A 25,346-nucleotide genomic window follows, 5' to 3' on the forward strand; every position below is an offset into this window, starting at 1 on the left:
GCGCCCTATGAGTTCATGCTGACCAAAAAAACCGTGCGGCTACGCAGCCTCCTCGCACTGCTGACGGCACTGGGCCTTCTGCCCATTGCGCTGATCGGCGCATGGGGGATTCGCGCCGCGATCGATCAGCAGCAGCAGCAGTTCGAGGTTTCCATGCTCAATCTTTCGCGCGCGCTCGCCAGCGCGGTGGATGCCGAGCTGGAGTCCGCGGTCGACACGCTGCAGACGCTGTCGTACAACCAGGCGCTGGTCTACGGAGAACTCGAGAGTTTCTACAAGGTTGCTGCCGAGACGGCACGTTCCAAGCCGGAATGGGTCTCGGTGGTTCTCACCGACGGCAACGGCAATCTCATCTTCAAGACCTCGCATCATTTCGGCGCGGTGGACACGCGCGTCAACGACCCGGAGAGCCTGATGCGCGTGATCAGCGACCGCGAGCCGCTGGTCGGGAAGACCGTGAAGGGGCCGCGCGGCGAGATTGCCTTTCCGGTACGCGTTCCCGTCATCGAAAACGGCAGGCTGACCTATGTGCTCAGCGCGGCGATCAAGCCGACCCGCATCCTCGAATTCCTGCAGCGCCAGCAGATGCCGCCCGACTGGGTGGTGTCGATCCATGATGCGGCGAACCTGCGCGTGGCCAGGTCGAAGGATCATGAACAGACGGTCGGCACCGGCCTGTCTCCGACGCTCGCCGCGCTTCTCGCCAAGGGACGCAACGAGGGGAGCGGCGTCACCCGAACGCTTGACGGCGTGGATGTCCTGACGGCATTCGCCCGCACCACGAGGCATGGGTGGACTGTCGTCGTGGGTGCGCCGGACGCCTATTTCAAGCAGGCCCTGATCGGCAATCTGGCGCTTTACGCCGCCGTTATCGCGGTCTCGTTCGCGGCCTGTCTCGCCTTCGCCTTTTTCATTGCCCGCCGGATCGTCGGCGCCATCGGCGGCTTGCAAAGCCAGGCGCTCCAGCTGGTGCACAGCGAGCCGGTGCAGGCCAGGCCGAGTTTCATCGAGGAAGTCAATGAAGTCAGCACCGTACTGGAATCCGCCTCGAACGAACGCAGGACATTCGAACAGGAGCGCGAACGGCTGCTCGCTTCACTGAACAAGGCACTGGGCAATGCCGAGGAAGCCGGCCATGCCAAGGACAACTTCCTTGCCGTGCTGGGCCATGAATTGCGCAATCCGCTGGCGCCGATGGTGGCCGCCCTCGACCTGATGGATGTCAGGCACGAACCCGCGAACCTGCGCGAGCGGCAGATCATGCGCCGGCAGGTGGAACACATGAAGCGTCTCGTCGACGACCTGCTTGATGTTTCCCGCATTACCCGCGGCAAGCTGGAGATACGCCATGCGCCTGTGGACTTGGTGCCGGTGATCGAACAGGCGGTCGAATCGCTGCAGCATGCGGTGGCCAGGCGCGGCCGCGGCATAGATGTTGCCTTGCCCGAGGCGGCGTGGGTTACGGGCGACGAGGCCCGGCTGGTACAGGTGGTGACCAACCTGCTCAACAACGCCCTGCATTTCGATCCCGATGGCGAAATCAGCATCGGCGTCGTGCAGGACGAGAGCAAGCACGAGACGAACATCATCATTCGTGATGAAGGCGCGGGCATGCTGCCGGAAACCGTCTCCCAGGTCTTCGAGCCTTTCTACCAGGCGCCGCAATCGCTCGCTCGTTCTTCCGGCGGCCTGGGCCTGGGGCTGGCCATCGTGCGCAGCATTGTCGAACTGCATGGCGGCCAGGTGGCCGCCGTCAGCGAGGGCCCGGGCCAGGGCAGCGAATTCAGGGTGACGCTGCCGTCGATCGACGCGCCGCGGGAGGAACCCGTCGATGACCAGCCCTCCGGCGCGGTAAGACCGCGCCGCATCCTGGTGGTGGACGACAACACCGACGCCGCCGAAATGCTCGCAAGCCTGCTCAAGCTGCAGGGACATGAAGTCAGCATCGCGCACGATGCGCGCTCGGCGTTGGCATTGGTTGGCGAATTCCTGCCGGACATCGCCTTTCTCGACATCGGCCTGCCTGACATCGACGGCTTCGCCCTGGCCGGCATGATGCGTTCACGGCTGCCGGGCTGGCAAGGCAAGCTGATCGCGCTGACAGGTTACGGGCAGGAAGGGGACAAGGAGCGCGCCGCGCAGGCCGGCTTCGACCTGCATCTCACCAAGCCGGTGGATGCGGATACCGTGTTTGCCGCTGCCGGGTGAGTCCAGCCGTGCCCGCCGGCGACCGGCAACTGCGGCAGGAGGGAAGTTCAATGACCCGGACCGGAATCTGCTTTCATGTTTCTCGCCGTTTCGACATCGATGAGCATGTCGCTCATCCTGTGCACCAGGATCATCGGATCGACGGGCTTGTTGAAGATCTTCGTATTGCGATTCTCATCCGGCACGTCGGTGGCAAAGGCTGAAACGATAATGGCCGGCAGGTCGGGCTGATGCTGCCGCAGACGTTCCACCAGTTCGCGCCCGTCCATGCCGGCCATGCGAAAGTCGGTCACGATGCCGTCGATGCGGTCGGTTTCACTAATGCGGACGGCGGCATGTCCGTCGCCCGCAACGCTGACCCGGAACCTGTGCCGCTGGAAATACTTGGAAAAAAGATAGGCGATTGCCTCGGCATCGTCAACAACAAGAATATGCTTCATAAACACGGGCGTTTTCCACAGAACCGGCGACCGCTCGCCTCGGCCTTGCCCTCCGCATGAAGCGCGACTTCCTGCAAAGGTGCAGGTAGCGCACTTCCCTTATTGGAGGCGGCTGCAGAACAAGCTACGCAAGTTATGGCGATCGTCATCTGTCTCTGATATATCTACAGGCCGGCATTTTACCGGTCTTGTCATTTCCTTACCGAACGACGTGGAATCCTGACCGGGTCTGCACCTTGAACCTGTTGCGCAATCGGCAACTCTATGCAGACACCGAAAGGGCGCTTCTTGTTCCGGCTGTACGGCTTGCGCAATGGGAGGCGGCGATATTGCCTGCGAAGAGGCAGTGGAATGGATGCGGTAAAAGCGAAGCGGGATGGGACCGAGGCGCCGCAGCAGGGCTTGCCATGTCTGGCACCCGCGGCGGCGGCTTATGCTCGCGCATTCCGGTCAACGGCCGCGATTAATGGCCGAAATAATAGCTGTACAGGTAGCCGCGCGGATTTTCGCGGTTGTACTCCTTGAGCTCGGCAAGAACTTCTGCGCGGGTCTTGGCCTGTGCGGTTGCCGCAGGGCTTGCCGCGGTTACCGGGTAGTCGCTGTCCTTCATGGCAACCGAGGATGTACCGGCGGCATTGGCCTCGGCCAGTTCCTGCAGGACTTCGGCACGGGTCTTCGTGGAAACGAATCCGGCATCCGGCTGCACGAATTCCTGTGCGAAGGCGCCTGTGGCGGAAACGGTGAGAAGCAGGGCGGTGATCAGCGATTTGGCATTCATGTTCATTCTCCTGAAACGTTAAGTGAAGCGCGGCTTGCAGGTCGGCCGGAGGATCCGGCTTGTTACTTTCGTTTTGCAAGTGACGCGGTGAGTGAACTATAGCCAGTGACCGGATATAGATAAACCGTCATTTTCTGGATTCACTGTTCACGAACCGAGCACAATCGGCGGCGTGGGATGCGCCTGCAGTCCGGCTGTGTCTTTCGGCGTACGGAATGGCAGGAGACTTGCTGCTTCCGGATACGCCTCATATTCAGAATGCTTATAAAAGTATTCACGCTCCCCGAATATGCAAGCATGAATTGATTCGTTCCTGCGGCAGGACCGCATCATTACACTCGGTTTCGTTACTGATCATGACCTGTCATGACAGGTCGGAACGAAACCAGCACGATGAAAGCACCCCTTGTCAGGGACCCGTCGCCCTCCCTTTATTCGCAGGTACGCGAAACCTTGCGCGAACGCATGCGCGACGGCACCTATCTTCCCGATGCGCAGCTGCCTGCCGAGAGCGAACTGAGCGCGCAGTTCGGCGTCAGCCGCATCACCGTGCGGCAGGCACTCTCGGATCTGCAGAAGGAAGGCCTGATCATCAAGGTGGCAGGCAAGGGCAGCTTCGTTTCCCGGCCCAAGGCCTCGCAGCCGCTGGCAAGGCTGGAGGGCTTCTCCGAGGCCATGTCGCGGCAGGGCTACACCATTCGCAACAAAGTCATCAGCTTCAAGCCGATTCCGGCATCGGCACTGGTGGCGCAGCAGCTCGGCCTGGCCGAAAACGCCCCGGTGATCGAGATCAAGCGCATCCGTTATCTCGACCGCGAGCCGGTCTCGCTGGAAATCACCTATCTGCCTGAGGAGCTCGGTACCCGGCTGGCCGGCGAAGATCTTGCCAACCGCGACATCTTTCTCATCCTCGAGCATGACTACGCCATTCCTCTCGGCCATGCCGACCTGCAGATCGGCGCGCTCGTTGCCGACGAAGTGCTGGCGCTGGCGCTCCAGGTGATGGAAGGCACCGCCCTGCTCAAGCTGCAGCGGCTGACGCACACCGCCGAGGGCAAGCCGCTGGATTTCGAATTCCTCTACTTCCGGGGCGATGCCTTCCAGTACCAGCTGCGGGTGGCGCGCGGCCGCACCGATTGAACACATTCAGAGAATCTCTTTATCAGGATTGAGGACAGCCCATGCAAACGCATATCCAAACCGTTGACGTGCTCGTGATCGGCGGCGGCACCGCAGGACCGATGGCCGCAGCCAAGGCCAAGGAGGCGAATCCGCAGCTGCGCGTGCTGCTGCTGGAAAAGGCCAACGTCAAGCGCAGCGGCGCCATCTCCATGGGCATGGACGGCCTCAACAACGCGATCGTGCCGGGCTTTGCGACGCCGGAGCAGTATGTGAAGGAAATCACCACGGCCAACGACGGCATCGTCAACCAGAAGACCGTGATGGCCTACGCGCAGAACAGCTATGCGATGATCGAGGAACTCGACCGCTGGGGCGTGAAGTTCGAAAAGGACGAAACCGGCGACTATGCGATGCGCAAGGTGCATCACATGGGCACCTACGTGCTGCCGATGCCTGAAGGCCATGACATCAAGAAGGTCCTGTACCGTCGCCTGAAGCGCCTGCGCGTCGAGATCACCAACCGCCTGGTGGCGACCCGGCTGCTGACTGCCGACGACGGCCGCATCGCCGGCGCGATGGCCTTCGACTGCCGCAGCGGCGACTTCCACGTGGTGCGGGCCAAGACGGTGATCCTGTCCACCGGCGCTGCCGGCCGCCTCGGCCTGCCTGCGTCGGGCTACCTGTTCGGCACCTACGAAAACCCGACCAATGCCGGCGACGGCTACAGCATGGCCTATCACGCCGGCGCGGAGCTTTCGGGCATCGAATGCTTCCAGATCAATCCGCTGATCAAGGATTACAACGGCCCGGCCTGCGCCTACGTGACCGGACCCTTTGGCGGCTACACCACCAACAACAAGGGCGAGCGCTTCATCGAATGCGACTACTGGAGCGGGCAGATGATGATGGAGTTCTACCGCGAACTGCAGAGCGGCGACGGGCCGGTGTTCCTCAAGCTCGATCATCTCGCCGAGGAAACCATCAGCACCATCGAGACCATCCTGCACACCAATGAAAGACCCAGCCGCGGCCGGTTCCATGCGGGACGCGGCACCGACTATCGCAAGCAGATGGTGGAAATGCACATCTCCGAGATCGGCCTGTGCAGCGGCCATTCCGCGTCCGGCGTCTGGGTCAACGAACATGCGGAAACCACGGTGGCGGGCCTGTATGCGGCCGGTGACCTGGCCTGCGTGCCGCACAACTACATGCTCGGCGCCTTCGTCTACGGCAGGCTGGCCGGCGAGAGCGCCGCCCGCTACTGCGCGGAACAGCTGCTGGCCGACGTCGACGAGCACCAGGTCGAACGCGAACGCTCGCGCGTCTGGGCGCCGCTGGCGAACGAGGACGGCCTGCCGCCGAATCAGGTGGAATACAAGCTGCGCCGCATGGTCAACGATTACCTGCAGCCGCCCAAGGTCACGCGCAAGATGGAAATCGGCCTGAGCCGCTTCGAGGCCATAGCCGAAGACCTGAACCGCCTGTCGGCACGCAATCCGCATGAACTGATGCGCGCCATGGAAGTGCATGCGATCCGCGACTGCGCCGAGATGGCGGCGAGGGCATCGCTCTACCGCACCGAGAGCCGCTGGGGCCTGTACCACTACCGCGTCGATCATCCCGAGCGCAACGACCGCGACTGGTTCGTGCATGTGCAGCTGAAGAAGGAGCAGGACGGGATGCGCTGCTTCAAGCGGCCGGTGGAGCCGTACATCGTCAGTCTCGGCGAAGAGGAAAAATCCGCCTACCAGAAACTGCGCATCAGCAAGGACAGGCAGGGTGCAAGCCCTGCCGAGAACCCAACAGCTACCACCATCGAAGCAACCGAAGCATAAGGAGCCAGCATGCCGGTCACCACTCACATCACCAACGTCCCCGTCACCGTCGACGAAGACAAATGCATCGCCCACAAGGGCTGCACCGTCTGCGTCGATGTCTGCCCGCTCGACGTGCTCGCCATCGACATGATCAAGGGCAAGGCCTACATGAAGTTCGACGAATGCTGGTACTGCATGCCTTGCGAGAAGGACTGTCCGACCGGCGCCGTGCATGTCGACATTCCCTATCTGCTGCGCTGAGCATCCGTACACCGTATTCGGACATCAATAACGAGATTCGCCCAACCCACTGCGAGCCCATCATGACCCTGAACAATAGCCTGACACGCCTGAGCCTCACCGTCGCTCTGGCCTCCCTCTCTTCCCTGTCCGCAAGTGCGTCGGCGGAAACCATCCGCATCGCCATCGGCACGCAGGACACCACCATCAACTGCGCCACCGGCGGCCTGCTCATTCGCGAACTGAAACTGCTGGAGAAATACCTGCCGCGCGACGGCAAGTACAAGGATGCGCAATACGACATCCAGTGGAAGAACTTCACATCCGGCGCGCCGCTGACCAATGAAATGGTGGCCGGCAAGCTCGACATCGGTTCGATGGCGGATTTTCCCGGTTCCTTCAACGGCGCGGCTTTCCAGAAAGCCGGCAGGCAGAGCCAGTTCATTACGGTGCTCTCCGGCAGCACCGTCGGCAGCGGCAACGGCATCGTGGTACCCAAGTCATCGGCCGTGCAGTCGCTGGCGGAACTCAAGGGCAAGACCATTTCGGTGCCGTTCGCATCGACCGCGCACGGCATGCTGCTGCGCGCGGTGAAGGCGCAGGGCTGGGACCCGGAGAAGGATGTCAACATCACGACCCAGTCGCCCGAAGTCGCCGGCTCGGCGCTGCAGAGCGGAAAGATTGACGCGCATGCGGACTTCGTTCCCTTCGCCGAACTGTTCCCGCACCGCGGCTTCGCGCGCAAGATCTTTGACGGCTCGCAGGCCAATGCGCCCACCATGCACGGCAGCCTGGTCGACGCCGACTACGCGAAGAAGTATCCTGAAATCGTCACCGCCTTTCTGCGTGCCGCCATCGAGGCCGACCGCCTGATTGCCGCCGAACCTGAGAAATACAGCGAGCTGATCGCCAAGGTCACGGGCATCGAAGCGGAAGTCAATTATCTGTTCCACGGTCCCCTCGGCCTGCAGACGCGCGACTTCACCTGGAAGCCCGAGTACCGGCAGGCGGTGAAGACTTCGATCGAGACCCTGCGCCTGCTCAAGCGCACCGACAGCGATATCGACGTCAATGCCTTCATCAACGACCAGTACATCCGCGGCGCCTACAAGCAGGCAGGGCTCGACTATGAAGCGCACCTGAAGAACTATGCGAAGCTGCCGGTCACCGCCAAGGATGCGGTCAGCGGGAAACCGATCACAGACGCGAAGCGCGTGGCCCAGATCTGGGTGCAGGGCGAGCCGCTGGTGCGCCATTACGCCACGCCGGAATCGGCGTTGGCCGATCTCGTGAAGCTGGAGAAGGCGGGCAGGAAGATTCGAGTCATCTACGGCCACGACCGCGAGAGCGGGCTGAAATTGTTTGCCGACGATGCCTGGTTCGTCAGCCACGGCAAGGGCGAGTTCAGCGTTTTCCTGCTCAAGGACAGCGCCGAAGCCTGGGCAAAAAAGAACGGCGGCAAGGTGCTCGACTTCAACGGCGCCAAGGCCAGCGTTGCGAGCTGACATTCCGGAATTGATGGAGCCATGCCCATGAACAGCATTACGCTCGGACAGAAGTTTCAGCTTCCTTGGCAAGCGGGCAGCCGCCTGCTGCTGCGTGCCGCATCGCTTGCCGCCTGCATCGCGCTCTGGCAATGGGTGTCGTCGGCGCATGTCGACCTCGGTGTGATCACCTTTCGCAACTTGCCTTCGCCTACTGATGTCGTGGAGGCGGCGCGCTTGCTGATCGAATCGCCGAAGCTCGCCTCTCATCTGGCGGCCAGCCTGACCCGCGTGTTCGCAGGCTTCTTCGCCGCGGCGCTGGTCGGCATCGCCCTGGGTCTTGCGATCGGACGCTCGCGCTGGTGCGCGGACATGCTGCTGCCTCCGCTGGAGATGCTGCGTCCCATTCCCGCCGTTGCCTGGATACCGCTGGCGATCCTGATGTTTCCCTCGTCGGAAATGTCGATGATCTACATCACCTTCATCGGCGCGCTGTTCCCTATCCTGCTCAACACCATTCATGGCGTCGAAGCGGTGGACCGGCGGCTGATCGCGTCGGCCCGCAGCCTCGGCGGCGGACGCCGCGCGGTGTTCACCGAGGTGATCCTGCCTGCAGCCGCGCCCGGCATCGTCACCGGCCTTGCCATCGGCATGGGCACCGCCTGGTTCTGCCTGGTCACCGCGGAAATGATTTCCGGCCAGTTCGGCATTGGCTATTACACCTGGGCGTCCTACACCATACAGAACTACCCGGACATCGTGGTCGGCATGCTGTTCATCGGTGTCTTCGGCATGGGCAGCAGCGCTCTGCTCAAGAAGGCGGGTGATGCGCTGATGCCCTGGTATCTGCCTGAAAGGAAATGAGATGAGCGCTAGCGCTACCGCCGCTTTCAATCTGTGCTTGCCTGAGCAGGCCAGTCCGGTTTTGCCGGGCCGCATCGACATCGAGCATCTTCATATCCGGCTTGGCAAGGGTGCGCAAGCCTTCGAAGCGCTGCAGGATGTTTCCATCTCGATGGCGCCAGGCGAATTCGTTTGCATACTCGGGCCTTCCGGCTGCGGGAAATCGACGCTGCTCGGCGCGCTGGCCGGTCATCTGCAGCCGAGCGAAGGGAAGATCAGCATCGACGGACAGCCGATTGCCGGTCCCGACCCCGATCGCGGGCTGGTCTTCCAGCAGCACACGCTGTTCCCCTGGAAGCGGGTGATCGACAACGTCGCCTTCGGTCTAAAGATGAAGGGCATCGGCAAGGCGCAGCGCCGTGAACAGGCGCACGAGTTGCTCAAGCTGGTAGGTCTGGAGGGCTTCGAGCAAAGCTATCCGGCGCAGCTGTCGGGAGGCATGCAGCAGCGAGTGGAAATCGCCCGGGTGCTGATCAACCGACCGCGCGTGATGCTGATGGACGAACCCTTCAGCGCACTGGATGCGCAGACCCGCCTGAAGATGCAGGAACTGCTGCTCGATGTCTGGAGCCGCATCCGCACCAGTATCCTGTTCATCACCCATGACATCGACGAGGCACTGTTTCTCGCCGACCGCATCCTGGTGATGAGCCCGCGTCCGGGCCGCATCATCGAGGAACTGAAGCTCGATTTTCCGCGGCCGCGCGACGCCGCCCTGGTGACCTCGGATGAGTTCACCCGGCTCAAGCGGCACTGCCTGGCGCTCCTGCACCCGCATGGCAATGTCATACCCCTGGAGCGCCTGACTCCGCTCGGAAAGCCCATCGCACAACCCGCACACAGCCTTCAATTCGCCATATAAGGAAAATCCGTGAACCTGATAGACAACGACGATCCGGAACTGCAGGACATCCGGCAGCGCCTGCAATCCGATGATGCCGAAGTGCGGCGCATCGCCGTCATGGAGCTCAACGACTTCGCCGGCGACGAGCATGCGCCGCTGTTCATCGCGGCCCTGCATGATGAAGCCGCTGCGGTGCGCGTGGAAGCGGCGCGCGCACTGGAAGGCTTCGAAAGCGATGAGAGTGTGGCAGGACTCGTGGAACTGCTGGGCGACGAGGACGCGGCGGTGCGGGAAGCGGCGGCCCACAGCCTGAGTCAACTCAAGAACAGCGCATCGGCTCGCCTTCTGCTGCCGGCCGCCGAGCATCCCGATGCCTTCGTGCGCGTGGCCGTGCTGCGCGCGCTGCGTGAACTGCGCGTGGCGCAAAGCTTCGTGCCGGCGCTGGCGGCGATTGGTCATGAGGAAGCGCTGGTGCGGCGCGAGGCGATCGCAGTGCTCGGATACCTGAAGAATCCGGCCGCCTTGCCGGCGCTGGTCAAGCTCGCGACCGCAGATGCCGATGCCGAGGTGCGTCGCGCGGCGGTCGGCGCGCTCGGCCTGGCCCTCGACGATGCGGTGCTGCCGGCATTGCTCGGCGCGCTGGCGGACCAGGCCTGGCAGGTCAGGGAGGAAGCGGCGACCACGCTGGGCAAGCTCAAGCTGGAGCAGGCGGGCGAGCGCTTGATCGCGGTGCTTGATGATGCTTACTGGCAGGTACGCCTGCGCGCTGCCCGAAGCTTGGGCCGCCTGCGCAGTGTCGAAGCGGTGCCAGCGCTGGTGACGCTGCTCGACCATGAAATCGGCAACCTGCGCAAGGAAAGTGCGCTGGCGCTTGGCGAGATCCGCTCCGTGGATGCATTGCCGGCGCTGGAAAGATCGCAGCACGACTCCGATCCGGAAGTGCGCAAGGCGGCTCGCATCGCGATCGAGCAGATCCGGATTGCGGAACAAACTTCGTGAACGCCGAGCATGAGCACTGAGCTTCTGCCCGAAAGCATCGTCAACGAGGGCGGCGAGATGCGCATCCGCTGGCCCGACGGTCTGCTGCGCCGCTTCAGCAACGCCTTTTTGCGTGCGCATTGCGAGTGCGCTCAGTGCAAGAGTCTGCGAGGCAGGCACGGAAATGAGCAAGACCCCGTTCCCGCCGACCTGCGTGTCACCGAAATTCATCCGGTAGGCACCTATGCGGTGCAGCTGGTGTTCAGTGACGGCCACAGGCGCGGCATTTTTCCCTGGGCCTATTTGCGCGGGCTGTACGAAAGCGAAGCGGCTTCCTCGACCGGTCGTCAATGAGTACGCGGCCGCCATGCCGCTTCCGCAACCAATGAGACTGCCGTCGCAGGGAGAAGGAACGGCCGGCGGCTGCCCTGACTATTCAGTCCGCTACCGTGCCGTTCGGCCACGGAGTAAAATCAGCGCCATGACCCGGCAAGACAAGAATAGCAAGCATGGTCCGCGGCAGATTTTCTGGCGCGACCCGGACATGCCCTTCATCGAGGCGCGCATGATGCGCGATGGGGCGGAAGCGAGCTATGCGCGGCACTGGCATGACACGTTCTCCGTCGGCATCATCACGGGCGGACGAAGCAGCTATGTCAATGGCGCGCACAGCGAAGAGGTCGGACAGGGAATGCTCGTCGTCATGAATCCGGGCGACGTCCACGTCTGCAATCCGCTCGATGATGCCGGCTGGTCCTTCATCATGTTCTATATCGATGCCGAATGGATGGGACGCGTACAGGCCGACCTGCGCGGCAGCGATGACGTCGCGTTTCGCCCGTACGCGAGGGCGGCGCTGCATGCGCCTCATCTCGCCGATGCCGGCGTGTCGCTGTTCTCGCAGCTGACCGATGCCGACAGCGACCGGCTGATACGGGAAGTCGGCATCATCGAGTTCGCCGGATTGCTGGATGGCGAACTGACGCCGTGCGCGCCGGCCGGCATGGAATCCGTTTCAAAGGCGGAGCGCGCAGCCAGGCATATCGACGCGCATTTTTCGCAATCGCTGAGGCTGGAAGAATTATGTGCCGTGGCCGATCTGTCGGCGTCCTATCTCATCCGCGCCTTCAAGAAGCGTTACGGTGTCGCGCCGCATGAATACCAGACGAACCGCCGCATTCAGTTCGGCAAGGCCAGGCTCAGGGAAGGCGTGCCCATTGCGCAAGCCGCGCTCGAAGCCGGCTTTGCGGATCAGGCGCATTTCCAGCGCATCTTCAAGCGCCTGACCGCCGCAACGCCTGGGCAATACCAGAGCCGGCCTTAGCTCTCGGCTCTAAGCTGCGGCCAGGTAGACGACGCTTGCGACGATCATCGCGGCCATTGCTCGGTTGAGCCACCGGATCCGATGGGGTGCTTGCAGATAATGCTGCAGAAAGCTGCCCGCCCACGCCCAGCTTGCAATGGAGAGATAGCAGATGATGAAGTACACGCCGGTGAACAGCCATACCGCTCCGAAACCTCCGTCAGCCGCATAGGTGCCCATTCCTGCCACGGCTGCAAGCCACGCCTTGGGGTTGAGCCATTGCATGACGGCGCCTTGCGAGAGCGAAGGCATTTTCGAGGCTGGCCCTGAGTCCAGTTGGCCGGAATCCGAAGCGAGGCGCCATGCCATGTACAGCAGGAAAGCGGCGCCGGCCCACCGCAGCGCGTCTGTCAGCCATGGCGAATGTACGAGCAGTTCATGCAGGCCAAGTCCGATCAGCAGCAGCAGCAGGGAAAACCCGCAGGTCGCTCCGGTGACATGGCGCATGCTGGCGGCGAAGCCGTAGCGGGCGCCGCTGCCGAGCGCCACAATGTTGACGGGCCCGGGTGAAATCGATGCGGCCAGGGCAAAAGCCGCCATGGAGAGGATCATGTTCATCTGCTTTTCCTTTCTTTCCTGTCGGAGGCGATATGCGGCAGATGATAGTGAGAGCCGAACGTCAGGTATTGAAGGAAATTGCCCTGCTCGGCGGCAGAGCTCCTACACGGCAAGGCATTAGGTCCTGCACGGGGGTATTGCGATTTATGCAATGCCTGCCGCTGCGCTTTTACTGGTATGTCGGCATGCGTTTCGTTTTAATGTCGTTGCATGCCGTTGGCTTGTTATAACTTTATGCAAATAACTTCGTAGCCGCGCTCCTTCAAGCTCACTACACTGCCTGCTCAAACGACGGAATTGAATATCGGAAATTACAGGATTGCCTTGTCTTTCTCCAAAGTGCTTATTAATATGACTTTATGCATAAAATACAGTCAGTTTTTGGCAACAGCCGCATGCCGCTATACCTGCAGGTCGCAGCCCTCATGCGGAAGAAGATCCAGAACCAGCAGTGGCGGGTAGGGGAACAGATTCCCACGCTGGATGAGCTGGAGGAGGAGTACAAGGTATCGCGCATCACCCTGAGGGCGTCGCTGGACCGGCTGGAGGAGCAGGGCATCATTCGCCGCACGCGAGGCTTGGGTACCTTTGTGGTCAAGGATTTGTCGGAAGAGCGCTGGTTCAAGCTGCCCAACAACTTCGAGGAGCTGGTGTCCACCGTGGCGGATCTCAAGATCCGGCTCCTGCATCTGGACCCGGAAGAGCATGTGATCGGCCCGGCATTCGAATTCGGAAAGCTGGCCAAGTCCTATCACCGGATGCGACGCGTGCACTACCACAAGGACGTGCCCTATTGCCTGATTGATATCTATCTTGAGAAAAGCATTTACAAGCGAGACCCGGAAGGTTTCAGCAGCGCGACGGTGATTCCTGCGCTTGCATCAATGGAAGACGTCGAGATCACCGCAGGCAAGCAGATCATGCGGGTGACGATTTCAGACGAGGAAACGGCGGGCCACCTCAACATCGGCATCGGCGATCCGGTCGCCGATGTCTGCAGGGGGTTGCTGGACCAGGACGGGATGCTGATCTATTACGCACGCATCCAGTATCCGGCGCAGATGATCGAAATCGAGACCGACCTGTTTCCGCAGAAAAAAACAGTGCGGAAGAAAACTCGCAGCCGGGACTAAGCGTTCAAATTTCGGAGACAAGCATGGCAAAGGGAAGCAATCGCAGGAGCTATTTCACTGATCTCAGTTGGGCCGCGGTGCCCTTCGTCTGCCTGATCGGATTCTGGTTCATGATACGCGCCACCGGACTGATCAATCCGACGTTGCTGCCGTCGCCGGGAGCCGTCTTTGAAGTGTTCTGGCGCTCGGTCACCGAGGGCGACCTGCTGGTCAATATTTACGCCTCCGTCAAGCGAGTGGTGTTCGGTCTGCTGCTCGGCATGCTGCTGGCGGTCCCGGTCGGCTTCCTGATCGGCTGGTACAAGCCGGTACGGCGCTTCGTCGACCCGCTGATCAATTTCTTCCGCGCGCTGCCGCCGATCGCATTGATTCCGCTGGTGATCGTCTACCTGGGAATCGGCGAGGTGGCGAAGATCGCCATCCTGTTCTACGCGTCGTTCTTCGCTGCGGTCATTGTCATGTACGAGGGCATGACCCAGATCAGCCCGGTCTATATCCGGGTCGCCAAGACGCTCGGGGCGACCGACATGGAAATTTTCCTGAAGGTGATGCTGCCGATGACCGTGCCCCACATGCTGACTGCGTTGCGGGTGGCGCTGGGCGTGGCTTGGGCAACGCTGGTTGCCTCGGAACTGGTGGCGGCGCAGCAGGGGCTGGGAGCGATGATACAGAACGCCTCGTCGTTCTTCGACCTGGGAACGATCTACCTCGGCATCATCTGCATCGGCACGCTCGCGCTGGCGATGGACCTGATCCTGCGCAAGCTGTCGAAGCGGCTCGTGTCCTGGCAGGACAAGGTGGAGAACTAGGTAGAGGATGGGTTTTGTGCAGCATGTATAAACCCATCCCCACCCCAGCCCTCCCCTTGAAGGGGAGGGAGCAGGTCGGCCACGGTCGAATCACTTTGACATGATTGCTTGTCGTGGATAACAAGGGCTCCCGAATGGAACAGAAACAGGAACGAATCCGCTTTGCCAACGTCTCGATGCAGTACCCGACTTCGGACGGTACCCTGGACGTGGTGCACGACATGTCCTTCAGCATCAATCAGGGTGACTTCATTTCGCTGGTCGGTCCTTCCGGCTGCGGCAAGACCACGTTGCTGAACATGGCGGCCGGCTTCATCGAGCCGACCTCCGGCCGCGTTACCCTCGACGGCCAGCCGATCACAGGTCCGGGGCCGGACCGGGGAGTGATGTTCCAGGAATATGGCGTCTTTCCATGGCTGACGGTGGAACAGAACATCGCATTCGGCCTGAACCTGAGCCGCAACAGCAAACTGAGCGCCGGCGAAAAGCGCGACACCGTCGAGCGTTATTTGAAGCTGATGGGCCTTGCCGATTTTCGGCATGCCCATCCGAAAACCCTGTCCGGCGGCATGCGCCAGCGCCTGGCGCTGGCCAGGACCTATGCGGTGCATCCCGAGTTCGTGCTGATGGACGAGCCTTTCGGCGCGCTCGATGCGCAGACCCGCAGCGCCATGCACGACCTGCTGCTGGAGGTGCTGCATGCCGAAGGCAAGACGGTGCTGCTGATCACGCATTCGGTCGAGGAGGCCGTCTACCTGTCCAACAAGGTGCTGGTGATTTCGGCACGCCCGTCGCGCATCCGGGAGGTTGTCGACATTCCCTTTCCTTATCCGCGTCACCGTTCGCTTCAGGAGACGCCGGAATTCAACCATATTCGTGCGCGCATCCATGAGTCGGTCATGCGTGAATACGAAGCACAGCAAGCCCAGGCCAAAGCAGCCTGACCACCTCGACAACAGGAGAAGACCATGGAACGCCGCACCTTTCTGCAACTCGCATCCGCCGCCGCGCTGACCGCAGTCCAGCCGCAGCTGGCGCACGCCCAAACCACCAAGATCAAGATCGGCTATCTGCATACCCTGGCCGTGGACGGCCAGATCTGGCTCGCCGAGTCGATGGGACTGTGGAAGAAGGAAGGACTGGAGCCTGAGTTCATCCGCTTCCAGACCGGCCTGGAACTGTTCCAGGCAATGAGCGGCGGCAGCATCGACGTGCTGTCGACGGGCGCCGTGCTCTCCAACTTTCCGGCGCGCGGGCAGGGCAAGGTCTTCCTGATCAACGATATCGAGTTCGCGACGGCGCAGCTGTGGGTGCATCCCGACATGGGCATCAACAAGATATCCGACCTGTCGGGCAAGAAGATTTCAACGACCACCGGCACTACCGCGCATGTGTTTCTCGACAATGCGCTGCGGGCCAACGGCGTCGATCCCAAGGCCGTGGAAATGGTCAACCAGCGCATGCCGGATGCGGTGACGGCCTTCATTTCCAAAGCCGTGCCGGCGGTCGCGCTGTGGGTGCCGTTCAACATCCAGGTGCGCAACCGGGTGCCGACGGCCAAGATGCTGACCGATGCCTCGGCCTATTATCCGAAGACCGCGATCGTTGGCGGATGGGCGGCGCGCAACGACTACTACGACAAGAACAAGGACGTCCTCGCCAAGATCGTGCGGGTGTGGGCGCAAGCCAACGATGCGATGATCAAGAATCCAGACCAGGCCATCGACACCCTGCAGAAGAACTACTACAAGGAAGTGCCGCTGGACGATCTGAAGGAACAGCTGCGCGCCCAGAAAATGTTCACCTCCGCGGAATGGTCGAAGATGTACACCGACGGCACCGTCACGAAGTGGCTGCAGCAGGTCACTGACTTCTTCACCGATTTCGCCAAGATCCCCAATGCCATGCCGGCATCGCAGTATTTCGATCCCAAGGTGTATCTCGACGTCGTCAAATCATGAACACCGCCTCAGCCGGAAAAGAGCGCTCCTACGACTACATCATCGTCGGAGCGGGCTCCGCCGGTTGCGTGCTCGCCAACCGTTTGTCCGCGGATCCGAACGTGAGGGTGCTGCTGCTGGAAGCCGGAAAGGAAAACACCAATTTCTGGCTGCACCTGCCTGTCGGCTATTTCCGGACCATCTACGATGAACGGTTCTCGCGGCTCTTCGATACCGAGCCGTGCGAGGGCAGCGGCAATCGCAACATCATCTGGCCACGCGGACGGATCATCGGCGGATCGAGTTCGATCAATGGCCTGATCTATATCCGCGGCCAGCACCAGGACTATGACGATTGGGCCCGCCTGGGCGCCGCCGGATGGGATTACCGCTCGGTGCTTCCCTTCTTCAAGCGCTCGGAAGGCTATGCCGGCGGCGAAAGCGAATACCACGGCGGCGGCGGCGAGCTGGGGGTGTCCGACCTGCGCAACGACCATCCCTATTGCCGAGCCTGGCTGGAAGCCGCGCAGCAGACCGGCCTGCCGTTCAATCTCGACTTCAACGGCGCGACCGAGTTCGGCGTGGGGGCTTACCAGCTGACCTTGAAGAACGGCTGGCGCTCCAGTTCGGCGGCCGCTTTCCTCAAGCCGGTACGGCAGCGCCCGAACCTCACGGTGATCACCGAGGCGCACACGCTGCGGGTGCTGTTCGAAGGGACCGTTGCGACCGGCGTCGAATGGTCCCACAAGGGAACGATACGCCGCACTGCGGCGCAGGAAGTCATCCTCAGTGCGGGCGCCATACAGTCGCCGCAGTTACTCCAGCTTTCCGGAATCGGCCCGGCCACGTTGCTGCGCCAGCATGGCATCGATGTCGTGGTCGATGCGCCGGATGTCGGAGAAAACCTGAAGGACCATTATCAGGCGCGCACCATCGTCAGGCTGAGGAAAAAGATGTCACTCAATAACGATGTGAGGAATCCGTTTCGCCTGGCATCGATGGGCATGGAATGGCTGTTCAGGCAATCCGGACCGCTGACCGTGGGAGCCGGGCAGGTCGGCGGATTCGTCAGGACCGAGTTCGCGCGGGACGGCCGTGCCGACATGCAGTTCAACGTGATGCCGCTGTCGGTGGACAAGCCGGGAACGCCATTGCACGACTACCCGGGGTTCACTGCCTCGGCATGCCAGTGCCGGCCGCTGTCCAGAGGGCGCTTGCAGATCCGTTCCGCCGACCCGCTGGCGCCGCCGCGCATCGAGACGAATTACCTGCAGGATGAACTCGACCGCAATACGCTTGCCGCCGGCATCCAGATGCTGCGCGACATCTACAGCCAGCCGGCGTTCCGCGGCCTCGTGGCGGAAGAGATGCTGCCCGGCGCAAAGCGGACCAGCCGGGAAGGCCTCATGGAATTCGCGCGCACTGCAGGCGGCACGGTTTTCCATCCGGTCGGCACCTGCCGCATGGGCAGCGACGCGCGGGCGGTGGTCGACCCCTCGCTGCGTGTCCGCGGCATCGAGCGATTAAGAGTCATCGACGCCTCCGTCATGCCTGAAATGATTTCGGCCAATACCAATGCCGCGTCGATCATGATCGGCGAGAAGGGCGCCGACATTGTTCTGCAGGCGCAGAAATCCGGAATCAGGCAAACCCTTGGCAGACCGATGCCGGCCGAACATACATAGCATAAAGAACGGGAACACTACTGAGATGCATACACTTTCCGAACTTCCACCGCTCCGCGTGGCGAAGGTCGAAGCCATCGTGCTGCGGGTTCCCATCGACGAGCCGGTGCAAACCTCGTTCGGCATCATGCACGACCGCCCTGCGGTGCTGGTGCGCATCATCGATTCGGACGGCGTGGAAGGCTGGGGCGAGATCTGGTGCAATTTTCCGAGCGTCGGCGCCGAGCACCGGGCGCGCCTGCTGGAGTCATGCGTCGCCCCCATCCTGCAGCAGCGGGAGTGGGCCCATCCTGCCGAGGCATTCGAAGAGCTGAGCCGGCGATTGCGCATTCTCGCCATCCAGTGCGGCGAGCCGGGTCCGCTTGCGCAGGCCATCGCCGGTACCGATATCGCCTTGTGGGACCTGGCCGGCAAACGTATCGGGCAGCCGCTCTGGCGCCTGTTCGGAGGCGGACCTCGGGTCCGCACCTATGCCTCGGGACTCAGCCCGACCGGTCCCGAAACGCTGGCCGCCGCCAAGCATGAGGAAGGATACCGGGCGTTCAAGCTGAAGGTCGGCTTCGGCGCGGAGCGCGACCTGCGCAACCTGCGTGCCTTGCGCGAACACTTCGGCGACGGCACGACGTTGATGATCGATGCCAACCAGGCATGGACGCCGGAAGAGGCGCAGTCGATGAGTGCCCGGCTCGCCGAGTTCAAACCGGCCTGGCTGGAAGAACCGATCGCCGCCGACTATCCGCTGCCGGTGTGGCGGCAATTGGCAAAGTCAATTTCCCTGCCGCTGGCGGCCGGCGAGAATCTGCGCGGCACCGAGGTGTTCTCGGATGCCATTGCATCCGGTGCGCTGTCTGTCATCCAGCCCGATCTCGGAAAATGGGGCGGGTTCACCGGATGCCTGGAAGTGGGGCGGCGGGCAATCGACGCCGGAAAGATGTTTTGTCCGCACTGGCTCGGAGGCGGCGTGGGCCTGGTGGCATCGATGCATCTGCGCGCCGCCTTCGGAGAAGGCGATTATGTCGAGGTCGACTCGAATCCCAATCTCTTGCGCGAACTGCTGCTGCCTCCGTCCCTGAATCCGGTTGAAGGTATCGTCAGCTTGTCCGACGGACCGGGCCTGGGACTGAGCCATGATCCGGATGCGGTTCGGGAATTCCGCAGGCCGCACGCCTACTGAGGCTTGCCGCGGCCTGATAGGCCGCCGTGTCATCGGCTCAGGCTGGGAATGCCGTCGAAGAGCGTTCTTATCCAGCCGGCGAACACACCAAGCTTCGGCGTTGCCAGTCTGCCTTTTGGATACACCAGTGAAATCGGCATGGGTGCCGGAGAATACTCCGGCAATACCGGAACTAGCTGTCCGTGTTCGATGTACTGCTCCACCTGATAGCGCGCAGCCTGGACCAGACCCAGGCCTTGCAGGGCGCAGGACACATAGGCGTCGGCATCATTGACCGCGACGTCGCCGTCGATCTGAATCCGGGTATTGGCGCCATCCTTCAGGAAGTCCCATTCGAAAGGACGTCCGGTACGCCCCGAAAAGTGGATGATGCCGCGATGGCTTTTCAGATCAGCCAAGTCCTGCGGCATGCCGTGACGCTCCAGGTAGGACGGCGCTGCACAGGTAAGGAAGCGCATGCTGCCGATTTCACGTCCGATCATGGACGAATTCTGCAGCTGCCCCACGCGCAGCACGCAATCGACGCCTTCCTGCGTAATATCGACCAGGCGGTCCGAAAAGCTCAGCACCAGCTTGATATCGGGGTAGCGCCGGCGAAAATCCGCCAATCGGGGCACGACGACGTTTCTTCCCAGCGCGCCCGGCAAGTCCACCCGCAGCGTGCCGCGCGGCGTGCCGGCGCCGGCCTCGCGAAACGGCAATTCGGCGGCGTCGACCGCCGCCAGTATCTCCAGGCATTTTTCATGGTATTCCGCACCCTCCGCAGTCAGGGACAGGCGCCGCGTCGTTCGCTGCAGCAGCTGCTTCCCCAGGAAGTCTTCCAGCTGCTGGATGATGGTCGTCAGCGAGGCCCGCGGCAGGCCGAGGGTTTCCGCCGCCTTGGAAAAGCTGTTGGCTTCCACGATGCGCACAAATGTCTGCATCGCCCGCAATTTATCCATGGCCTTCCCTTCGATTGTTCATGAAAAACGAAAAGTGTAGCGCGCTTTCAGGCTGATTATCTTTTGCCTTCCTTTCTCTACACTAGGCCGCATACCTTTTCTGAAACGATTGGAAATCTATCATGAACAATAATGTGAAAGCATCCGCCGACATCACGGCGGGCATGGTCGCGCTGCTGGCCGTCGCCGCGGGATTGATCGTCGCCAATCTCTATTATGCGCAGACGCTCGTGGGGCCGATCAGCGAAGCGACAGGCTTGTCGGCGCAGGCCGCCGGGCTGATCGTCACCCTGACCCAGGCGGGTTACACCATCGGCCTGCTTTTCGTCGTGCCGCTGGGCGACCTGATGGAGAATCGCCGCCTGATCGTCATTTCGCTGCTGTCGACCGCCGCCGCCCTGGCGGCTGCCGCAATGAGCACGCATGCCTGGATGTTCCTTCCGGCGGCTTTCGCCATCGGTCTCGGATCAGTTGCGGCGCAGATACTTGTGCCATTCGCCGCACACCTGTCGAATGAGGCCACACGCGGGCAGACGGTCGGCAAGGTCGTCAGCGGCCTGTTGCTCGGCATCATGCTTGCCCGTCCCGCTGCGAGCCTGATTGCGGACCATGGCAGCTGGCATTTCGTGTTCGGCGGCGCCGCGGTCCTGATGGCAATTCTCGCGCTGGTGCTGCGCCGCCTGCTGCCGCAGCGGGTGCCGTCATCGCCAATGTCCTACGGCAAGCTCATTGCGTCGCTGTGGACGCTGTGGAAGACCACGCCGGTATTGCGCCGCCGGGGCGCCTACCATGTCGGCATGTTCGGCGCCTTCAGCCTGTTCTGGACGGTCGCGCCGCTGATGCTGGCCGGGCCGGCATTCAGGCTGTCGCAGACCGGCATCGCGATATTTGCGCTGGTCGGCATGGCAGGCGCCGTGGCTTCCCCGATTGCGGGGCGCCTGGCGGACAAGGGACTTACCCTGCAGGCAACGGCCGGCGCACTCAGCCTTGGCGTGGTGGGCTTCCTGCTGCCGCTGATCGTGCCGGAGTCCCGCAACATTGCACTCGGAGCGCTGGTGATTGCATCGATCGTGCTCGACATGGGTGTTGCAGCGAATCTCGTTCTCGGACAACGTGCCATCTTCGTTCTCGGCCCCGAGGTGCGCAGCCGTCTCAACGGCATTTACTTTGCGCTCTTCTTTGCAGGCGGCGCGCTCGGCTCGGCGCTTGGCGCATGGGTGTATGCGGATTTTGGATGGCATGCCGCCTTGTTGACCGGCATTGCGTTTCCCGTGCTGGCCATCCTCTACTGGATGACGGAATACCTTGATCGAGTCAGGGGCAATGCGCAGCTTGCCTGAACGCAGCACTTCGCCTCATGGCGGAATCGGGGTAGACTGCTCATACGGTTCCGCGGAGGCAGAAAATGACGACGGACATGAAAACCTCAAGGGGTGCTGTCGACCCCTTGAATCACTACGGCATCGCCGATGCCGCCAGAACACGCATGACGGCGCAGCTTCAGCGCAACGTGAACAAGCCATCGCAAAGGCAAGCGGAGCGGGCTTCGGTGCCGAATACAAACAAGGTACCGAAGCATTCCTGAACGTCAGGCCGCCTCTTCATGAAACCGGAAAGTGCAGCTCCGGCTTCCGCGGGCATTCCCCGTGACCTCGAGACCGACAGGCGTCAGAAGGCCTGCGGCAAGCCGTGCCGCAAGAATCTTGAAGGTATCCATATCAAGCTGGATGCTGCGCGGAAGCCGCAGCACAGGCTGGTATTCCGACAGGCTGCCGAGATAGGCCCAGCGCTCGATCACATGCACCTGCTGCAGCTCGCCGTCGTTTTCCAGAATGCCGATCGGACCGTCATAAGGCCAGATGTACTGGCTCAGCAGCCTCAATGCCTTGTGCACGCGTCGGGTATGGGCCAGCGGCGTTTCCAGGCCGATGCAGGCGCCGCGGCAATAGCCCAGCTGATGCGCAAAGCACGCCCGTCCGTGCGTCGTGTTTTCAATGCCCAGCAGGGAAGGGCACAATCCATGCCGCCTTGCCTGAGCCCGCCATCCTGCTTCCGCCGTTTTGCGCGAAGCGAACAGTCCGTAGACGGAGTATTGTGCGGCTTCGTCGTAGTCCACCACCTGCGGCTGAAGGCTGCCCTTCGGCAGATACAAGGCATAGGCCGGCGCAGTCGACTTGAGCAGCACGTTGTAGCGCGGCTGCCATTGCTTGATGAGCTGCGATTCCAGCAGCAATGCACCGGTCTCTCCCGCCATGCGCTGGAAATCGATGCGCCGCGTCCTGCTCAGCATCGCGCGTTCCTGCGGCGTGCGCAGGTGAGCCTGCACGCGGGAGCGGATATTGACGCTTTTGCCGATGTATAAGGGATAGCCTGCGGCGTCCAGAAAGCGATAGATGCCGGCGCCGTCGGGCAAGGCTTTCACGCCGGCGGCATCGATGCCGTCGAGGTCGGTTGTCGAAGCGATATCGGGAGGGGCGGCTTGCGGCGCCAGAAAACCGACTGAGCTGATGCGGGCGCGCATGATCTTGTTTCTATTTCTGCAGGTGTCGCGGGAACTGAATGCGAAAAACCGGGATGATAAAAGATCTCCTTTTGAGAGACCGGCTCTCCGATAGTTCCGGCACGAATTCTTTTCCTGCAGCAGGCAAGTGCGGATGGTCCGGCGTTCTGCCTGTGCCGGTTTGCACCTGTTGCGCCTTTTGCATGCGGCGCACCGCATGCATTACATGAATTTAATCCCTTTTCAGAATTTCCTTCGCGATCGTGTTGCGCTGTATTTCACTCGTGCCCGTCACGATGCGGTAGAGACGCAGGCGGCGGAAAATGAATTCGACCGGGTGATTCTTCGTGACGCCGACGTTGCCGTGGATCTGCATGGCCTTGTCCGCGATCTCGAAGCAGCGCTCCGACACGAACAGCTTGCACATCGATGCTTCCTTGCGAACGTCCCGCCCTTCGTCGGCGGCCAGCGCCGCGTTCAGGACCATGCTTTCGCAGGCATACAGCGCAGTTGCCATGTCGGCAAGCATGTGCTGGATCGCCTGGAACCGGCTGATCGGTCCGCCGAACTGCTGGCGGTGATGCGCATAATCGACGGCCATCCGGTATGCCTGCCGCGCCAGGCCGATCATGGTCGGGCAATGCAGCAGCCGGTTCACATTGACGCGGTCCATTGCAATCTTGAAGCCGCTGCCTTCGGTGCCGATGAGGTTGGCAGCCGGCACGCGCACCGACTGCATGTCGATGTCGGCATCGACATGCTGGCCGGTCATCGGAAGATAATCGTAGGACAGGGTAACGCCGGGCCGGTCGAGGTCGACCAGGACGGCTGAAATGCCCTCCGCTCCCTTCTCCGGGTCGGTGACGCACATGACAATGGCAAAATCGGCAAAGGCTGACGCCGTAATGTAATGCTTGCGGCCGGTGATCACATACTCGTCGCCTTCGCGGATCGCCCGCGTCTTGATGCTCGCCGCGTCCGAACCTGAGCCGGCTTCGGTCATCGCGAAACACGCACCCTTCTCGCCGCGTATGCAGGGCGTGATGTAGCGCTCGATCTGGTAGGGCGTTGCGTATTTGATCAGATTGCCGATCCGGGACGGGCCTCCCCAATCGCCCAGCACATGCGGAAACAGGATGGCGCCGGAAGAGGCCACGTCATCCTTGAGCACGCACAGTTCGCTTACGCTCAGCCCGCGGCCGCCGAGCTCGCGCGGAAGCTGCAGGCCGTACAGGCCCAGCTCGCGGGACCGTTTCCAGATTCCGCGCACGGCTTCCTTCGGCAGCTGGTCTTCATAGCCGAGACTCTTGTCTTTCTCGAATGGAATCAATTCCGCATGAAGGTAATCATGCAGGCGGCGGCGGATTTCCGTGAATTCGGAACGGGAAGGGGAAAGCATCGGTTGACTCCTTGACTTGTGCAGGCAAGGCAAATATTGACAATGAAGCTGCGGAAGTGTGATTATCGAGCCGCGTATTTCAATAACGTGCGGGAATGAGATGAGACTGGAAGACCTCGATTATTTCCTGGCTGTGGCCAGCGCAGGCCACGTCGGGCGCGCTGCCGAATCCATGGGCGTGACCCAGCCTGCGCTGACCAAGGGAATCCAGCGGCTGGAAAGCGAGCTGCAGATGCCCTTGTTCGAGCGGACGGCAAAGGGCATGGTCCTGACGGCGTCGGGACAGGCATTTCACGAACGCGTGCGCGTTGCGCGCCTCGGCCTCGACGAGGCGGTCAAGGAGGCGAACGACCTGCGGCTCGGAAAGGCAGGCCTGATCCGGGTTGGCATTTCGCCGACCTATGCGGAGCCGATCTTCGGCCATGCCTGCGCGGAACTGCTGGAACAGAGGCCGGCGGCGCGCATGCAGGTGATGGTCGGTCTCAACGACAAGCTGTTCGCCGCATTGCGGCAGGGCGATCTGGATCTTTGCATCAGCGCGCTCTCGCAGTCCGAGCGTCCCGAATTCCACCAGCATCCGCTGTTCGCAGACAATCTCCATGTCATCGCACGCGAGGGTCACCCGCTTTTCAATTCAATGAGCCTGCAGTTCCGGGACTTGACCACGCAGTCCTGGATCTTGCCGAGCTCCGCCGTCATGGCGCGGCGGGCGGTCGATGCGCGCTTTTCGGAGCAGGGATTGCCGGCTCCCAACGTGGTGATCGAATCGGACTCATCGATTGCCTCTCTCCTGAGCGTGGTCAAGGCAACCGATTTGCTCAGCATCATCGGCGCATCCACCCTGCGGCAGCAGAGCGGCGCCGGACTGAAGGTCGTTCCGCTTCATCTTGCAATGTGGCCGCGCGTGATCGGAATCACGACACGTCGCAACGCCTATCTTTCCCCGCTGGTCATGCGCTTCATCGAACTGCTGCGCGGGTATGCCACCGTAGGCACGCAGTCGGGCCCGTAAGTCAAAGCATTATTCCGC

25 protein-coding genes are annotated in these 25,346 nt (G+C 61.9%); 19 read left to right on the forward strand and 6 right to left on the reverse strand.

Annotated elements, in window-relative coordinates; all coding sequences use genetic code 11:
• Positions 1-15: 15 nt before the first annotated feature.
• Complete coding sequence (locus IGW03_RS11100) at positions 16-2,208, forward strand: hybrid sensor histidine kinase/response regulator (protein WP_194722625.1); 2,193 nt, start codon at positions 16-18, stop codon at positions 2,206-2,208.
• A 47-nt stretch (positions 2,209-2,255) separates the two neighbouring features.
• On the opposite strand, the gene IGW03_RS11105 is transcribed toward IGW03_RS11100, so the two are convergent.
• Both IGW03_RS11105 and IGW03_RS11110 read right to left on the reverse strand, forming a co-directional pair.
• Positions 2,256-2,648: a response regulator gene (locus IGW03_RS11105; protein ID WP_228535349.1), complete on the reverse strand. Its 393-nt coding sequence runs from the start codon at positions 2,646-2,648 to the stop codon at positions 2,256-2,258.
• Positions 2,649-3,111: 463 nt separating this feature from the next.
• Positions 3,112-3,426, reverse strand: coding sequence for a DUF4148 domain-containing protein (locus IGW03_RS11110; RefSeq protein ID WP_194722627.1), 315 nt, complete (start codon positions 3,424-3,426; stop codon positions 3,112-3,114).
• 393 nt (positions 3,427-3,819) lie between these two features.
• On the opposite strand from IGW03_RS11110, the gene IGW03_RS11115 reads away from it, so the two are divergent.
• From IGW03_RS11115 to IGW03_RS11155, 9 genes are all read left to right on the forward strand, one after another.
• Positions 3,820-4,566, forward strand: a complete 747-nt coding sequence (locus IGW03_RS11115; RefSeq protein WP_194722628.1) for a GntR family transcriptional regulator — start codon at positions 3,820-3,822, stop codon at positions 4,564-4,566.
• Positions 4,567-4,607: 41 nt separating this feature from the next.
• On the forward strand, positions 4,608-6,383 hold the full coding sequence (locus IGW03_RS11120; RefSeq protein WP_194722629.1) for a fumarate reductase/succinate dehydrogenase flavoprotein subunit: 1,776 nt from the start codon (positions 4,608-4,610) through the stop codon (positions 6,381-6,383).
• Positions 6,384-6,392: 9 nt separating this feature from the next.
• Positions 6,393-6,626, forward strand: a complete 234-nt coding sequence (locus IGW03_RS11125) for a 4Fe-4S dicluster domain-containing protein (RefSeq protein WP_194722630.1) — start codon at positions 6,393-6,395, stop codon at positions 6,624-6,626.
• A gap of 62 nt (positions 6,627-6,688) precedes the next feature.
• A complete protein-coding gene (locus IGW03_RS11130; protein ID WP_194722631.1) occupies positions 6,689-8,110 on the forward strand; it encodes an ABC transporter substrate-binding protein in 1,422 nt (473 codons plus the stop codon).
• 27 nt (positions 8,111-8,137) lie between these two features.
• Complete coding sequence (locus tag IGW03_RS11135; RefSeq protein WP_194722632.1) at positions 8,138-8,953, forward strand: ABC transporter permease; 816 nt, start codon at positions 8,138-8,140, stop codon at positions 8,951-8,953.
• 1 nt (position 8,954) lies between these two features.
• Positions 8,955-9,854 carry an ABC transporter ATP-binding protein gene (locus IGW03_RS11140; protein WP_194722633.1) on the forward strand — a complete coding sequence of 300 codons (900 nt, stop codon included), beginning with the start codon at positions 8,955-8,957 and terminating at the stop codon, positions 9,852-9,854.
• Between the two features lie 9 nt (positions 9,855-9,863).
• Positions 9,864-10,835 carry a HEAT repeat domain-containing protein gene (locus tag IGW03_RS11145; RefSeq protein WP_194722634.1) on the forward strand — a complete coding sequence of 324 codons (972 nt, stop codon included), beginning with the start codon at positions 9,864-9,866 and terminating at the stop codon, positions 10,833-10,835.
• Between the two features lie 9 nt (positions 10,836-10,844).
• Positions 10,845-11,168, forward strand: a complete 324-nt coding sequence (locus tag IGW03_RS11150) for a DUF971 domain-containing protein (protein ID WP_194722635.1) — start codon at positions 10,845-10,847, stop codon at positions 11,166-11,168.
• A gap of 127 nt (positions 11,169-11,295) precedes the next feature.
• On the forward strand, positions 11,296-12,138 hold the full coding sequence (locus IGW03_RS11155) for an AraC family transcriptional regulator (protein WP_194722636.1): 843 nt from the start codon (positions 11,296-11,298) through the stop codon (positions 12,136-12,138).
• Positions 12,139-12,147: 9 nt separating this feature from the next.
• Here the strand turns inward: IGW03_RS11155 and IGW03_RS11160 are convergent, their stop codons facing one another.
• On the reverse strand, positions 12,148-12,735 hold the full coding sequence (locus tag IGW03_RS11160; protein WP_194722637.1) for a LysE family translocator: 588 nt from the start codon (positions 12,733-12,735) through the stop codon (positions 12,148-12,150).
• 395 nt (positions 12,736-13,130) lie between these two features.
• On the opposite strand from IGW03_RS11160, the gene IGW03_RS11165 reads away from it, so the two are divergent.
• The 6 genes from IGW03_RS11165 (at position 13,131) to IGW03_RS11190 (ending at position 19,476) form a co-directional block, all read left to right on the forward strand.
• Positions 13,131-13,868 carry a GntR family transcriptional regulator gene (locus IGW03_RS11165; RefSeq protein ID WP_228535351.1) on the forward strand — a complete coding sequence of 246 codons (738 nt, stop codon included), beginning with the start codon at positions 13,131-13,133 and terminating at the stop codon, positions 13,866-13,868.
• A gap of 23 nt (positions 13,869-13,891) precedes the next feature.
• Positions 13,892-14,677, forward strand: coding sequence for an ABC transporter permease (locus tag IGW03_RS11170; protein ID WP_194722639.1), 786 nt, complete (start codon positions 13,892-13,894; stop codon positions 14,675-14,677).
• A gap of 134 nt (positions 14,678-14,811) precedes the next feature.
• A complete protein-coding gene (locus tag IGW03_RS11175) occupies positions 14,812-15,621 on the forward strand; it encodes an ABC transporter ATP-binding protein (RefSeq protein ID WP_194722640.1) in 810 nt (269 codons plus the stop codon).
• Positions 15,622-15,645: 24 nt separating this feature from the next.
• On the forward strand, positions 15,646-16,638 hold the full coding sequence (locus IGW03_RS11180; RefSeq protein ID WP_194722641.1) for an ABC transporter substrate-binding protein: 993 nt from the start codon (positions 15,646-15,648) through the stop codon (positions 16,636-16,638).
• Positions 16,635-18,302 (forward strand): GMC family oxidoreductase, encoded by a 1,668-nt coding sequence (locus tag IGW03_RS11185; protein WP_194722642.1) that lies wholly within the window; start codon positions 16,635-16,637, stop codon positions 18,300-18,302. The genes IGW03_RS11180 and IGW03_RS11185 overlap by 4 nt, the downstream gene beginning before the upstream one ends.
• 25 nt (positions 18,303-18,327) lie before the next feature.
• On the forward strand, positions 18,328-19,476 hold the full coding sequence (locus IGW03_RS11190) for a mandelate racemase/muconate lactonizing enzyme family protein (RefSeq protein ID WP_194722643.1): 1,149 nt from the start codon (positions 18,328-18,330) through the stop codon (positions 19,474-19,476).
• A 29-nt stretch (positions 19,477-19,505) separates the two neighbouring features.
• Here the strand turns inward: IGW03_RS11190 and IGW03_RS11195 are convergent, their stop codons facing one another.
• A complete protein-coding gene (locus IGW03_RS11195) occupies positions 19,506-20,417 on the reverse strand; it encodes a LysR family transcriptional regulator (RefSeq protein WP_194722644.1) in 912 nt (303 codons plus the stop codon).
• A gap of 122 nt (positions 20,418-20,539) precedes the next feature.
• Here IGW03_RS11195 and IGW03_RS11200 point away from each other — a divergent pair, with 122 nt between their 5' ends.
• Positions 20,540-21,757 (forward strand): MFS transporter, encoded by a 1,218-nt coding sequence (locus IGW03_RS11200; protein ID WP_228535353.1) that lies wholly within the window; start codon positions 20,540-20,542, stop codon positions 21,755-21,757.
• Between the two features lie 77 nt (positions 21,758-21,834).
• The gene (locus tag IGW03_RS11205) at positions 21,835-22,002 is read left to right on the forward strand and encodes a hypothetical protein (RefSeq protein ID WP_194722645.1); all 168 of its coding nucleotides are present in this window, start codon (positions 21,835-21,837) and stop codon (positions 22,000-22,002) included.
• A gap of 3 nt (positions 22,003-22,005) precedes the next feature.
• Here IGW03_RS11205 and IGW03_RS11210 read toward each other — a convergent pair whose 3' ends face one another.
• Positions 22,006-22,938 (reverse strand): endonuclease, encoded by a 933-nt coding sequence (locus IGW03_RS11210; RefSeq protein ID WP_194722646.1) that lies wholly within the window; start codon positions 22,936-22,938, stop codon positions 22,006-22,008.
• A 211-nt stretch (positions 22,939-23,149) separates the two neighbouring features.
• On the reverse strand, positions 23,150-24,316 hold the full coding sequence (locus IGW03_RS11215) for an acyl-CoA dehydrogenase family protein (RefSeq protein ID WP_194722647.1): 1,167 nt from the start codon (positions 24,314-24,316) through the stop codon (positions 23,150-23,152).
• A 100-nt stretch (positions 24,317-24,416) separates the two neighbouring features.
• Between IGW03_RS11215 and IGW03_RS11220 the strand changes: the two genes are divergently transcribed.
• Entirely contained in the window at positions 24,417-25,328 is a 912-nt protein-coding gene (locus IGW03_RS11220; RefSeq protein WP_194722648.1) for a LysR family transcriptional regulator, read from the forward strand.
• Positions 25,329-25,346 lie beyond the last annotated feature (18 nt).

Origin of the sequence: Noviherbaspirillum malthae, assembly GCF_015352985.1 — a bacterium.
GTDB classification, from domain to species: Bacteria; Pseudomonadota; Gammaproteobacteria; order Burkholderiales; family Burkholderiaceae_D; genus Noviherbaspirillum; species Noviherbaspirillum malthae.

Bases quoted from the DNA above. Each gene is read 5' to 3' on its own strand.
- IGW03_RS11100 (WP_194722625.1), top strand. From the start codon at position 16: ATGCTGACCAAAAAAACCGTGCGGCTACGCAGCCTCCTCGCACTGCTG.
- IGW03_RS11105 (WP_228535349.1), bottom strand. From the start codon at position 2,648: ATGAAGCATATTCTTGTTGTTGACGATGCCGAGGCAATCGCCTATCTT.
- IGW03_RS11110 (WP_194722627.1), bottom strand. From the start codon at position 3,426: ATGAATGCCAAATCGCTGATCACCGCCCTGCTTCTCACCGTTTCCGCC.
- IGW03_RS11115 (WP_194722628.1), top strand. From the start codon at position 3,820: ATGAAAGCACCCCTTGTCAGGGACCCGTCGCCCTCCCTTTATTCGCAG.
- IGW03_RS11120 (WP_194722629.1), top strand. From the start codon at position 4,608: ATGCAAACGCATATCCAAACCGTTGACGTGCTCGTGATCGGCGGCGGC.
- IGW03_RS11125 (WP_194722630.1), top strand. From the start codon at position 6,393: ATGCCGGTCACCACTCACATCACCAACGTCCCCGTCACCGTCGACGAA.
- IGW03_RS11130 (WP_194722631.1), top strand. From the start codon at position 6,689: ATGACCCTGAACAATAGCCTGACACGCCTGAGCCTCACCGTCGCTCTG.
- IGW03_RS11135 (WP_194722632.1), top strand. From the start codon at position 8,138: ATGAACAGCATTACGCTCGGACAGAAGTTTCAGCTTCCTTGGCAAGCG.
- IGW03_RS11140 (WP_194722633.1), top strand. From the start codon at position 8,955: ATGAGCGCTAGCGCTACCGCCGCTTTCAATCTGTGCTTGCCTGAGCAG.
- IGW03_RS11150 (WP_194722635.1), top strand. From the start codon at position 10,845: ATGAGCACTGAGCTTCTGCCCGAAAGCATCGTCAACGAGGGCGGCGAG.
- IGW03_RS11155 (WP_194722636.1), top strand. From the start codon at position 11,296: ATGACCCGGCAAGACAAGAATAGCAAGCATGGTCCGCGGCAGATTTTC.
- IGW03_RS11160 (WP_194722637.1), bottom strand. From the start codon at position 12,735: ATGAACATGATCCTCTCCATGGCGGCTTTTGCCCTGGCCGCATCGATT.
- IGW03_RS11165 (WP_228535351.1), top strand. From the start codon at position 13,131: ATGCCGCTATACCTGCAGGTCGCAGCCCTCATGCGGAAGAAGATCCAG.
- IGW03_RS11170 (WP_194722639.1), top strand. From the start codon at position 13,892: ATGGCAAAGGGAAGCAATCGCAGGAGCTATTTCACTGATCTCAGTTGG.
- IGW03_RS11175 (WP_194722640.1), top strand. From the start codon at position 14,812: ATGGAACAGAAACAGGAACGAATCCGCTTTGCCAACGTCTCGATGCAG.
- IGW03_RS11180 (WP_194722641.1), top strand. From the start codon at position 15,646: ATGGAACGCCGCACCTTTCTGCAACTCGCATCCGCCGCCGCGCTGACC.
- IGW03_RS11185 (WP_194722642.1), top strand. From the start codon at position 16,635: ATGAACACCGCCTCAGCCGGAAAAGAGCGCTCCTACGACTACATCATC.
- IGW03_RS11190 (WP_194722643.1), top strand. From the start codon at position 18,328: ATGCATACACTTTCCGAACTTCCACCGCTCCGCGTGGCGAAGGTCGAA.
- IGW03_RS11195 (WP_194722644.1), bottom strand. From the start codon at position 20,417: ATGGATAAATTGCGGGCGATGCAGACATTTGTGCGCATCGTGGAAGCC.
- IGW03_RS11200 (WP_228535353.1), top strand. From the start codon at position 20,540: ATGAACAATAATGTGAAAGCATCCGCCGACATCACGGCGGGCATGGTC.
- IGW03_RS11205 (WP_194722645.1), top strand. From the start codon at position 21,835: ATGAAAACCTCAAGGGGTGCTGTCGACCCCTTGAATCACTACGGCATC.
- IGW03_RS11210 (WP_194722646.1), bottom strand. From the start codon at position 22,938: ATGCGCGCCCGCATCAGCTCAGTCGGTTTTCTGGCGCCGCAAGCCGCC.
- IGW03_RS11215 (WP_194722647.1), bottom strand. From the start codon at position 24,316: ATGCTTTCCCCTTCCCGTTCCGAATTCACGGAAATCCGCCGCCGCCTG.
- IGW03_RS11220 (WP_194722648.1), top strand. From the start codon at position 24,417: ATGAGACTGGAAGACCTCGATTATTTCCTGGCTGTGGCCAGCGCAGGC.